Annotated in this window: 12 protein-coding genes; 7 read left to right on the plus strand and 5 right to left on the minus strand. The window is 43.4% G+C overall.

What is annotated here, in order from left to right; genetic code table 11:
• Window positions 1-483 precede the first annotated feature (483 nt).
• Both ACQZ43_RS14510 and ACQZ43_RS14515 read left to right on the plus strand, forming a co-directional pair.
• Window positions 484-1,386 carry a DUF4476 domain-containing protein gene (locus ACQZ43_RS14510; protein ID WP_430613404.1) on the plus strand — a complete coding sequence of 301 codons (903 nt, stop codon included), beginning with the start codon at window positions 484-486 and terminating at the stop codon, window positions 1,384-1,386.
• Between the two features lie 147 nt (window positions 1,387-1,533).
• Window positions 1,534-2,331, plus strand: a complete 798-nt coding sequence (locus ACQZ43_RS14515; protein WP_430613405.1) for a sulfite exporter TauE/SafE family protein — start codon at window positions 1,534-1,536, stop codon at window positions 2,329-2,331.
• Between the two features lie 96 nt (window positions 2,332-2,427).
• On the opposite strand, the gene ACQZ43_RS14520 is transcribed toward ACQZ43_RS14515, so the two are convergent.
• Complete coding sequence (locus tag ACQZ43_RS14520) at window positions 2,428-2,877, minus strand: GNAT family N-acetyltransferase (RefSeq protein WP_430615695.1); 450 nt, start codon at window positions 2,875-2,877, stop codon at window positions 2,428-2,430.
• An 88-nt stretch (window positions 2,878-2,965) separates the two neighbouring features.
• Here ACQZ43_RS14520 and ACQZ43_RS14525 point away from each other — a divergent pair, with 88 nt between their 5' ends.
• The gene (locus tag ACQZ43_RS14525) at window positions 2,966-4,447 is read left to right on the plus strand and encodes a PLP-dependent aminotransferase family protein (protein WP_430613406.1); all 1,482 of its coding nucleotides are present in this window, start codon (window positions 2,966-2,968) and stop codon (window positions 4,445-4,447) included.
• Window positions 4,448-4,494: 47 nt separating this feature from the next.
• On the opposite strand, the gene xpt is transcribed toward ACQZ43_RS14525, so the two are convergent.
• Window positions 4,495-5,064: a xanthine phosphoribosyltransferase gene (xpt, locus tag ACQZ43_RS14530; protein WP_430613407.1), complete on the minus strand. Its 570-nt coding sequence runs from the start codon at window positions 5,062-5,064 to the stop codon at window positions 4,495-4,497.
• Window positions 5,065-5,094: 30 nt separating this feature from the next.
• On the minus strand, window positions 5,095-6,003 hold the full coding sequence (locus ACQZ43_RS14535) for a GNAT family N-acetyltransferase (RefSeq protein ID WP_430613408.1): 909 nt from the start codon (window positions 6,001-6,003) through the stop codon (window positions 5,095-5,097).
• Between the two features lie 1,184 nt (window positions 6,004-7,187).
• Here ACQZ43_RS14535 and lpxD point away from each other — a divergent pair.
• On the plus strand, window positions 7,188-8,177 hold the full coding sequence (lpxD, locus tag ACQZ43_RS14540) for a UDP-3-O-(3-hydroxymyristoyl)glucosamine N-acyltransferase (protein ID WP_430613409.1): 990 nt from the start codon (window positions 7,188-7,190) through the stop codon (window positions 8,175-8,177).
• 417 nt (window positions 8,178-8,594) lie between these two features.
• Window positions 8,595-8,810 carry a Sec-independent protein translocase subunit TatA/TatB gene (locus tag ACQZ43_RS14545; RefSeq protein WP_430613410.1) on the plus strand — a complete coding sequence of 72 codons (216 nt, stop codon included), beginning with the start codon at window positions 8,595-8,597 and terminating at the stop codon, window positions 8,808-8,810.
• A 223-nt stretch (window positions 8,811-9,033) separates the two neighbouring features.
• Here ACQZ43_RS14545 and ACQZ43_RS14550 read toward each other — a convergent pair whose 3' ends face one another.
• Window positions 9,034-9,423 (minus strand): hypothetical protein, encoded by a 390-nt coding sequence (locus ACQZ43_RS14550; RefSeq protein ID WP_430613411.1) that lies wholly within the window; start codon window positions 9,421-9,423, stop codon window positions 9,034-9,036.
• A 602-nt stretch (window positions 9,424-10,025) separates the two neighbouring features.
• Between ACQZ43_RS14550 and ACQZ43_RS14555 the strand changes: the two genes are divergently transcribed.
• Window positions 10,026-10,598 carry an N-acetyltransferase family protein gene (locus ACQZ43_RS14555; protein WP_430613412.1) on the plus strand — a complete coding sequence of 191 codons (573 nt, stop codon included), beginning with the start codon at window positions 10,026-10,028 and terminating at the stop codon, window positions 10,596-10,598.
• Window positions 10,599-11,279 carry a GNAT family N-acetyltransferase gene (locus tag ACQZ43_RS14560; protein WP_430613413.1) on the plus strand — a complete coding sequence of 227 codons (681 nt, stop codon included), beginning with the start codon at window positions 10,599-10,601 and terminating at the stop codon, window positions 11,277-11,279. It begins immediately after the preceding gene.
• Between the two features lie 66 nt (window positions 11,280-11,345).
• On the opposite strand, the gene ACQZ43_RS14565 is transcribed toward ACQZ43_RS14560, so the two are convergent.
• On the minus strand, window positions 11,346-11,555 hold the full coding sequence (locus ACQZ43_RS14565) for a hypothetical protein (RefSeq protein WP_430613414.1): 210 nt from the start codon (window positions 11,553-11,555) through the stop codon (window positions 11,346-11,348).
• Window positions 11,556-11,566 lie beyond the last annotated feature (11 nt).

The raw sequence follows: 11,566 nt of genomic DNA on the forward strand, positions 1-11,566 counted from the left end.
ATGCAGAAAAAAACCTTATAAATTGTTTCATAATTAACCTGACTTACAATATTAACATTTTATTAATAATAAAATAGCGCGATTTTGTTAACGAATTATTAAAACATAAAAATCCTTTATTTATCAAGCGTTAGCAGTTGATTTATTATAACACTTTAGTAGATAGTATTAAATTATTTAGACAAAAAAGTAATTTTTCCATTCTTTTTGTAAAAACACAAACGCTTTTTTTATCATAAAAATGCTTCACTGGTTTGCGTATTTTATCAAAAGTGAGCTAAGAAGTAGCCTTACTCAAAGCTGTTGATTTTTGGCCTTACCCCATGGGATTCTCGGCAGTCAATCTATACCCGACGGGAATACGGGAAAAACCACTAAAATATAGGCTCGCGTTTCTGCCGCAATCTCTTGTGTTTTTAATCGAAATTCCTATTTTTGGCACGATTACTGAAATAGGCCTTTTGAAACACAACAACATCATACATGAAGAAAACACTAACCTTAGCATTTATTTTTAGCAGCGCGATGCTTCTTGCTCAAGAAGCGGGAAAAAAGGGTGAATTACTAAAGAATGAGGCCAACAGTCGGGAAGTGCAAATCCAGCGCCCCCCTTCGAACGGACGCAACAACACCATAGAGTATTCCGGCAATCGCAGAGACGGTGAAAACGGTTCCGGCCGCAACAGTACGTCTACGAGCTCGAGTCGGGAACGGGTCACTAGCCCGCGTTACAATTGGCATCAGAATCAAGGGTATTCGGAGGTGTTTTTAAGAATTCCCGAGGGCGGTTTCTTTACGGTGGAAATCGGCAATCAGACCATTTCAAACGCATCGGGTAAATTTCGATTTTTCGACTTGAGTTCCGGTAAAATGCCGCTATCGATTTACGAAGACGGCTTTTTGGTCTACCGCAGTCAGATTCAAGTCCGCAACGACAGTCGTCTTGTTTTGGACTATTTTACCAACTACGGTCTCTACCTACTCGACTCCTATCCGGTAAGGGGTCAGCAATACGGTTTTAATCAGTGGGACGACATTTGGAATACACCTTATGACAACGGGCAGTGGCAAACGGGAAATTCCCACACCCCGGCCATCATGGATCCGGCCTCATTCGAAAACTTTCTGCAAAACATGAAAAAAAGTGCGCATTTCGACAAGGATAAGCTCGCCTTTATCAAACAACAAGCTGCTGTGAGTATGTTTAGTTCGCAACAGATTAAAACCCTTCTAAAGGCGTTTAGCTTTGACGAACAAAAGGTAGAAGCGGGAAAAGCACTGTATCCGCGCTGCAGCGATCCCGTCAATTTCTATCAGGTATACGACAGCTTTGATTTTGAAAAAGGCAAGAAAAAATTGATGAATTACGTGTCGTCTCTTCGCTGATCGAATGGGACCATAAAAAACGGCGCTTCCCCTGAAAAGAGGAAGCGCTTTTTCGTTGTCGATCGTCTACTCCCTGGGCTGCGTAACCTTTGTTACTGCATCCCGATAGAATTAGCCGTAATTTAGCTATTTAAACAGGCTTAGATTATGGATTTTTACGATATATTGGGGTACTTTTTGGCGTTATTAGTGGGGTTTTCCCTTGGATTGGTAGGCAGCGGCGGTTCTATACTCACCGTGCCCATCTTGGTATACGTACTCGGTTTTGACGCGCTTATCGCAACGGGATACTCGCTCTTTATCGTGGGGACTACCGCCTTGGTTGGCGCAATCCGCAGCGCCTTGCACAAAGGGGTTCACTTTCGCATCGTCGCGCTATTTGGAATTCCGTCGTTGGTTACCGCCTATATGGTTCGCGCCTATTTACTTCCAAGCTTACCGGACACTCTGGTTTTGAGCAGCGGCGTTTCCATTGGCAAATCGCTGCTTTTAATGCTGCTCTTTGCAGTGGTTATGTTGGTAGCCGCCGTAAAGATGATAAAACCCTCCACAGTAAATACTTCCGTACAACAAGAAACAGCACCGATTAAATTGATGCTCAGCGGTGTGTTAATCGGTTTGCTCGCCGGTGCCGTTGGCGCTGGTGGGGGATTTCTGATAATTCCCGCCTTGTTGTTTTTGGCCAAACTGCCGATGAAGGAGGCCGTGGGTACCTCACTCTTTATCGTTGCCATCCAATCGTTGGCCGGCTTTACCGGCACGCTCCATCAGGAGGCCATCGAATGGGGATTTCTATTGCGCTTTAGCGGCATAGCCGTTATTGGGGTATTTATCGGTATATATGCCGCGACAAAAATAGCCGGTGAACGCCTCAAAACCGGCTTCGGTTACTTTGTGCTGGCCATGGCCTGCTACATACTGACCAAGGAGCTCTTCTTTTCCTAATTCCACGCCACTTTGAGCAGAAATCCCTTCTCTTGCTGCTGTCAATCTTAAAAAAGCCCGACTCCATTGGAATCGGGCGGCCTTTTGCGCTTCAACTTATTTCAACCAAAAGTTGTAGTAATTGTGCGTCGCATCGTACTCAAATCCACAACGGGGATATAGGGAATTGCCGATATCGTTGGTTTTCTCCGTTTCCAAAAGCAAACCACAGGCATCGGTTTCCACACACCATTGTTTGCTGCGATCGATCAAAGCCACCGACAAACCGCGCCCTCTGTAATCTGGATGTACAAACAAATCGCTGAGCAACCATTGTTTTTGCAATTTGCCGTAGTGAAACAATTTGTACAGTTGTACAAATCCAACGGCTTTACCATCGACCAACACCAAAAAAACATCGGATTCACCGTTGACAAAACGCGCTTTTAAGAAGGCTTTTCCACCTTCCAAATCCGACTCCTGACGGTAGAAAATTCGGTATAAGTTGTACAATTCGGCAGTTTGATTCAAGTCTTCTAGACTCGCTTTTTTAATTTGATAAGGCATCATTTGTTTTAGTTTTAGATTTCACACAAAAATAATTGATGAATGGACTATATTTATCGTCCAGTTTTAACTTAACAAGTAGTCCAGTATGTTTCCATTCGACCGCCTGCTGCCCATCGACAAAAACGCTGCAAAACCCCTGTATTTGCAAATTGCCCAAATGCTCAGTGAAGCGATTAGAAATGGCGTGTTGCAGCCCGGAACGGCCTTGCCGAGTAGTCGCAATATGGCAGCGCTGTTACAGGTACATCGCAAGACGATCATCGCCGCCTATGACGAACTCAGCACTCAAGACTGGATTGAGACACAGCCGCGTAAAAAAACGGTGGTTGCCGCTCATATTCCCTTGTTACAACCGCAAGAGTGGAGCCAACCAAGGGCATTACTGCCCTATGAAAACGCAATGCCAACTGTTTTTAAAAGCTTTACACCTACGCCAAGCGCAGCACTGCCGGGACTGCCGGAACTCATCGTCGACGACGGTCGACCCGACATTCGCATTTCCCCCATAGACCTGTTACTCAAGACCTACCGCTCGTCTATACAGCGGCGGTATGCCAGTAGAAACGCCGAGCAAAACATGTCGCAAGGCAGCGATGCACTGCGGTCGGTGCTCGAAGGATACCTTGCGGAAAGTCGCGGAATCAATATCAGTAAGGATCATTTGTTGGTTACTCACGGTGCACAGATGAGCATTTATATCGCCAGTGCACTGTTGATCCGTCCAGGAACAGCGATCATAGTGGGAACGCCAAACTATCCGATGGCTAATGCGGTTTTTCAACAACAAGGGGCAGAACTCGTCGAAGTTGGCGTGGATCAATTTGGAATAGACACCGATCAAATCGAGAAAATTTGTCGGTTACGAACAATTGCCGCGGTTTATGTGATTCCCCATCATCACTATCCGACAACGGTGACTTTAAGTGTAGAGCGTCGGATGAAGTTATTGCGTTTATCCCTGCAGTACGCCTTTCTGATTATCGAAGACGATTACGACTACGACTATCATTATACCTCTTCTCCGTATTTACCGCTGGCCAGCGCACAACACTGCGGCAACGTTATCTACATCGGTTCATTTTCGAAAATTCTCGATCCGCAGCTGCGCATCGGCTTTATGGTTGCGCCAAAAAACTTTATCGAACAGGCCGTTGCGTTTAGAAAAACCATTGACATAGGCGGAGACGGCTATATGCAAGATGCATTGGCTGCCTTAATTCGAGATGGGGAGCTCAAGCGCCACATTAAAAAGGCCAAAAAAACCTATCAATTGCGCAAGGATTTTTTGGAGCAATTGCTCGACGAACATTTATCCTCCTACCTCACTTACCAATCGCCTTCGGGTGGAATGGCTATATGGTTGTGCTTTAAGTCCGAAATTTCCGTTGTCGAATTGGGTCGTTGGACGGCGAAACACCGCTTGCAAATCAACGATATCAACCAAAGTCTCAACGCCTTTCGCTTTGGTTTTGCCTCTTTAAACGAGCGGGAAATCGCCGCTGCGATAGCCCTAGTCACCAAGGGCGTTTTAGCCCTCGCCAAAAAGAGTCCCCAAGCCGATTGCTAGATATTTATGGGTATGCAAGGAGCGGGAGAGGCTCCTTGCCTCTATTTCTATGATTCAAACACGATTTTATTATCGCCCAATTCTTTGATTCGCGCCAGCGACGCTATGGGGATGTTTAATTCGCGCAGACGCGCATGGCCTTCTTGAAAGGATTTTTCAATGATGAATCCCATTCCCAAGAGGGAAGCACCGGCTTTTTGAACCAATTCATAGACGCCTATAGAGGCATTTCCATTGGCCAAGAAATCGTCTATAAAAACCACCCGATCATCGGGACCTAGAAAATCACGGCTAACACAGATGTCATACGTCTTGTCTTTGGTGTAGGAATACACCGTTGAAGTCACCATATTATCCATGGTTTTGGGCACGGCTTTTTTGACAAAAACCACGGGCAGTTCCAACAAATATCCCAACATGATAGCCGGGGCAATACCACTGGCCTCGATGGTGATGATTTTATTGATCGGCAAATGACCGAATCGACGTACAAACTCAACGCCTATAGATTTCATTAAAATGGGATCCATTTGGTGGTTGATAAAACTATCCACCTTTAGTATACCTCCCTCAAAGCTATGACCGTCCTTGAGAATGCGGTCTTTTAATAATTTCATTTCAAAAAGTAATTTAGCGTCAAAGGTAAATTAAGTATGTGACAACAGCGGTATCATCACTTTACTTTCTTCAAAAATGGGTTTTAATCCCTTCGATACAAACAAGGTCGTATCGTCTTCTTGAAGCGGTTCTACCGTAAATCCACTGCGATCCAAAGGGGTGAAACTCAAAATCGTCCTACGCGTTTGTGGGCGTGCTAGGATTTTTATCAACCCCTTGATATCGACCTCTTGGGCGCAGTAAACATCGTACAACAGCATACGATCTTCTTGGTAGTCCACTACAGCCACGGTCTGGAGCGCCGGAACATAATAAATCAATTGCGAGCAATTAAAAAAATCGCAGCAGCAGGCATAAAAAAGTATCAAAGCGGGATTCTTTACCGTTAAGGCAGCATGGGGAATACTGGCCGTGGCTGCCTGCAGCAAAAAGTCCCTATCGCTTTGAACCGCCATGTTCAGTTGCAGCACTTCCCCATCGATGGCTTCATAAGCGACTGCGGTACTAAATCGGTATTCCGCGACGGGTTCAAAGTCAAATTTGGGATAGAAATCCAATACGCTATCGTTGGCAAACAAAAACATGCCATCGCATTTATCGGCCCATTCCAACTGTATGCGCTCCATGAGATAGCGGCTCAAACCGCGATTTAAATAGGATGTATCGGTCATTACGGTGCCCAACTGCAACCAAATCTGCTCTTTTCCTTCAAAGTGAACGCGAAAGGCCGTTACCGTAGCATGCGCAACCATTAACTCCCCGTCCATCAGGGAATGCAGGGTGCAATCTCGATCCCAATATCCAGAGGCGTACCACTTTTCAAAGTCAAATCCCCATACCCGCTGTGTTAACGCGTTAAAACGGTTTCGCAAGCGGTCGTCCTTCTTGTAATGGGCTATATACTGATAGGTCTGCTCTCCAAGCTGTACTTCTTTCATGATCGCGGTTTTACTAAAAGGGTAAATCTACTGCTTTTTCTACAAAATTGTAAGCAGGCGTTCCGGTTTTAGTCCCCCTATCTGCTGTTAATCGCTTTCCCAACAGACGAGTAACCGATTGCGCAGTTCAACCGTGCTTCCCTCAATGAAGTCATCGGTTTTTTGGGTATTGCCTCACGCCCCCTGCCGTAATGGACAACCGTAGAGCGCCTTAGCCCTGATCCTTGCACGTGATTTTGGACGATAAAACCTAAAAAAATGAAAAATCTAGTATTTTTAACTATTAATACATAAAAATTAGAAATAACAACTAAAAAAGCCAACATCAACCTAAATCAACACGGCGTATGGATTAAATTAATCTCCAAAAACCCCCATTTAGACCACAACAAAACAGTAATTACATCTAATTTTAACATCTATTAAAGTAAAATTCATTATCTTTGCCTAGAAATCATTCATTAATGCGAAAGCATCGCTTGGATTCAAGCGAATTGCGAAAAGAGCAATATTTTAATAAACCTTGTCCCTGCTGGGTTTGAGCGATTAATTCGAACAAAAACCCCTAAGAATTTGGTTTCTAGCACATAGGGAATTTTTAGGCGTAAAAGTCGAAAAGCACCTAGGTTTGACAAGAGCTCACCGTTTTAACCAAAAGAACTTCGTTTTTAAAAGGTTTAAAACTGATTATTTAAAAAATTTTTATTCATTCATTCAACATTTTAGGCTAAAGGCGATTCGTTGCTTTTAGCCTTTTTTTAAGCGGAGAAATTGCTAGGTCGATTCGCATGGGTTTGCCGCTAACCCTTTAAATTTTCCTTTTTTGATGCGCAAAACACTTATTTAAATGGTGAGTAGCCCCTTCTAATTGCGCGGTCATTCTAAATAACCTTGACAGAGTGCGAGCTAAATCGTCTATTTTTTAAACTTTAACATATTGAAAAAACTGGCGTTTTCATTGACTTGAAGCCCTAATAAAAACGGTTTTCACGACAATAGTTCCGCTTTAAAAAATTACTAAAACAATTTATATCTTCTTAATTCGTTATGATTAAAGTCGCAAAAAAAGCGGAAAGAAGTTAATCATTAACCCAATAATAACATTTTATCGTTAAACAAAATTAGGAGGTCTAATGTTTAATTTGTTTATTTGGCAACTGAAAAATCAATCAATTACACCATAAATGAAAACATATTCCATTGAAGAAATCAATCATGTTCTAAAAGGCACTATCGTTGGCAGTACCCTGCAAATGATACAAGCTCCAGAGCAATTGGAACGCGCCTGTGATAATGAAATTTCATTCATCGGAAGCAAAAAATACGAGCGTTTGTGGCTCACGTCCAAAGCCTGTGTTGCTGTTGTCAATGAAGATATCTCGATTCCACCGGGTGAGAACCGTGCCTTTATCATGGTCAAAAACGCGGACTTGGCCATGTCTCAAGTCTTGGACTTATTCAGTCCGAGCAGTCCTCAATTTCACACGGAGATTCACCCCCTAGCCGTGGTTGATCCTTCGGCGGTAGTGGGTGCGGGAACGCGTATTGGAGCCGGTAGCTATATCGGTCCTAAAGTGGTTTTGGGCAAGGATGTAACCATCTATCCCAACGTGACTATCTTGGACGAATGCACCATAGGAGACCGCACCATATTGTGGTCTGGAACCACGATTAGAGAGCGTTGCCATATCGGAAACGACTGCATTATCCATCCCAATGCAAGCATTGGAGCAGATGGATTTGGATTTCGTCCCTGTGCCGAGCGCGGTTTAGTCAAAATACCACAAATTGGAAATGTCATCATCGGAAACCACGTAGAAATCGGTGCAAATTCGTGCGTAGATCGCGGGAAATTCAGCGCTACGATTATCGGAGACGGCTGTAAAATAGATAATTTAGTACAAATTGGACACAACAGTGTATTGGGTCGTTTTTGTATCATGGCGGGCAATAGCGGTTTGGCGGGCTCGGTGACCTTGGGCAATCAAGTGATGATCGGTGGAAGTGCTTCTATCAAAGACCACGTTACCATAGGTGACGGGGCTATCATCGGTGCAGGATCTGGAGTTACCGGCAACGTGGAAGCGGGCAAAACCATGTTGGGCTATCCGGCTGTTGAGGCTAGAAACGCCTTAAAACAATGGGCAAAATTAAAGCAATTGGTGTCTAATTAGGCAAAGCAACTGCAACGATATCCGATCCCGTAAATATTTTACGGGATTTTTTTTGGCTGTAATTCGCCGCTTCTCTCCACGGGAACTGAGGTCCAATAGCGCGACTGAGGTAACAGCACGACAGCGCTTTTCGACCTTGGCAGAAAAAAAAGTTTTAGCATAAAGGCCTACCGGTGAGCAAACTCACCAAAAAAAAACGGCGCTATTGTTTTACTTTGCGTAAAAACCCCTCAGTATCGTTATCAAAAAGCGATAAAAAACAACAAACCTACCGTTTTTTTACAATAATTGTAATTTCGCAATACTTTTACCCTTAAATCAAGACTATCACAGCATAGTTAAATTAATCTTAAGAAAACCGGATTAAATAAGTCAAAAACATACATTTGTTCCTTTGTACAATCAATCATTTATACCATGTATACCTCCTTAATATTTCTTGGGGCCATAGCGCCTTCTGAGCTTATTTTAGTTGTTGCATTTGTATTGTTGTTGTTTGGCGGTAAAAAGATTCCGGAATTGATGAAAGGTCTAGGAACCGGTATCAAGGAATTTAAAAATGCCACCAAGGACGAAAATCCAAATTCAAAAACCGCGGTACCCACTCAAGAAGAGCAGCCTAAAGCAGAGTAATACCCCGTATTACTTCGCACAGATGCGCTAAGAAATTAGCGCTTTTTTTTGATTATACAGCGATTGAGAAAGGGTCGGTTTTTTTTACATACTTATACTAAAAACAAAGGGCTGCTTCAAAGATGAAGCAACCCTTTTCAGTAAACCTATTAAAAATTCTTTTTACTCGGGCACCGACAGCTTTCGCTTGGAGCCCGCAAACAGTTTACTCCTGGTTTATTGCTTAGCGATTGGCGTTGGCCGTCCACACCTTACCGTCTTTGGCATACGCAATGACCAATTTACTTTCGTCGATGGAAATAAAGTGGGTGTCGGATGATCCGATGTTGATTACGCTATTATCCCCTTTCTTTTCAAATTCTACTCCGGTAAGATCGGGAATATTGTCTGAAAAGACAAAGTTGTAATTGTTTCCGACTTTAACCACCCGAACCGTACCGTCGGATTTGTTTATGTTCTCTCCGCCTTCTGTAAAGCTCACCTGTCCTTTATACGTACCTACAAACAAATCGTTGTCGGCAGGATCATCGTCTTTACTACAGGCTGATAAAACAAATACCGTTAAAACGAGTACACCCAATACTTTAAAAATGGCTTTCATTGAATTTTTCATAATGTTTTTTTTTTAGATTACTACTTAGCTTAGTTCAATATTTATGCCAATAAAAATCATTAGTATAATTTTTACTGCATTTTAATGAAAAATGGCAATAAATTTAACAAATAAATTGTAAAAATTGAATTTTGTGGCATCTAACAAAACCTCAAATTGTAGAAAGTATACTCAATAAAAACCAAATAATGTACTGAAATTCCACTGATATAAATCGCTATATGTGATTAAAGCAATAGTATATTAAAGGGTATTGACTGATAATCAATGTGATACTTGCCATTCATTCGGAATTCACCCGTATTATCCCACTGTTTCCCTGCCGCTGCTCTTGCCCAACATTCGCCCTCATTGCGATCAATCGCAACTATATTACAGACTTTTCTCCCTCCACCCGCTATCGCCAGGGCACACAAGGGCGATGGTCTGCACTTTGAAAATAAATTCTGACAAAGGTAGGTGAAGGTCGCAAAGTTTTTTTATTTTTGGAAAGCAACCTCTTGTACTGGCGTCGGTCCGGCCAAACTCTTTATCACATCAATTGGATTATATAAGGGTGAAGGCGGCCGCAGCTACGGCGAGATTGCCCTAAAAGACCAACTATGAAATTTACACCCCGAGCATTGTTGCTCAAAAACGGAAAGGAAGTCATACTGCGCAGTGCGCGTATATCCGATACCCCTGCCCTGATTCAGACGATAAAAAACTACCTCGCGGACAGTACTTATATACCGCAAACACCTGAAGAATTTACGATGACCTTAGAAGAGGGACAGCAGTGGATCGCTTCTTTTATCACCAAGGACAATTCCCTTTTGATCGTTGCGGAGTTTGACGGCGCTATTATAGGCAATATCGACATCAACGGTCATCAAAGACAGATGATGGCGCATACGGCGGTGATCGGTATGGGTATATTGTCCGAATGGCGAAACACCGGACTGGGTACGCTATTGATGAGAGAAGGCATTGCCTGGGCAAAGCAGCAGCCGATTTTGGAATTGTTGTGGCTGCAGGTGTATCCCGAAAATGATACGGCGATGGCCTTGTATAAAAAGATGGGGTTTGAGGAAAGTGGCATCATCAAAAACTTCTTTAAACACCACGATCGCTATTACGACAATCTCACTATGAGCTTCCCCTTAAAGCAACACCGTATTAAAACCCCTTTATAAATGAACGAAGAAGAAAAAAAATTGGACAATCCCGTTTGGTTTTCGTGCATGGAAACCCACAGTGAATTTGCTATTGGACTCGACGGTTTCCTTGGCTATCACCCGAATTATTGTCCGTTTGGCGGCTATGAGGAGCAAGATAAAACCGAGCAAGCGCTAGATGATTACGCCAAGTTATGCGCCGATTTTTTTGTGGTTGGCGAGAAACCCCATTCCGGAAAAGATCTGGTTTTAAAAAGCGAATTGAGCTGTGAGCAAATGATTTTGCGGCAACCGACCAGCCTTCCACGCACCGAGGATATCGTGGAATTACAAGCGACACATCAGCAAGCGCTTTTACAGCTGGTCAATCTGGTTCAGCCTGGGTATTTTAAGGCAGATACACCTCAACTGGGCAGTTATTACGGCATTTTTAAAAACGGCCTATTGGTCGCCGTTACCGGCGAGCGCATGAAGATGAATCGCTTTACGGAAATCAGTGCGGTTATTACACATCCAGCACACACGGGTAAGGGATATGCCAAGCAATTGGTTAGCCACGTTACCCATGCGGTATTTGCCCAAGACCGGATTCCCTACCTACACGTAGCAGACAGCAATATAGGTGCGATAAAGCTCTATGAGAAATTGGGTTTTAAAACCCGTCGAAAAATTAGCTTTTGGCATTATACCAAGGTTTAATTCCGCGCTAGGGGTTCCGTCAATTTCACTAGGCGGACAACACCTCCACGGATAGTTGCGTCGTCCTTAGTCGATTTCGCTACACTGATAGCCCAAAGTGTGCACTTGGCGGACAATGTCTGCCGACTGCACACCAATGGCCTCTACCCGCAATATGTTGTCGCAATCTTCCAAATCAAAGTTGATGGTACTGTGGGGGAAAGTATTTTTTAATATTTGAATAATTGCATACTCTTGTACCGCGCTTGACACGTCGGTTTTAAAAATCCGAACCATAATTGTATACG

The organism is Flavobacterium sp. JP2137 (assembly GCF_050562195.1).
In the GTDB taxonomy this organism is placed as follows: Bacteria; Bacteroidota; Bacteroidia; order Flavobacteriales; family Flavobacteriaceae; genus Flavobacterium.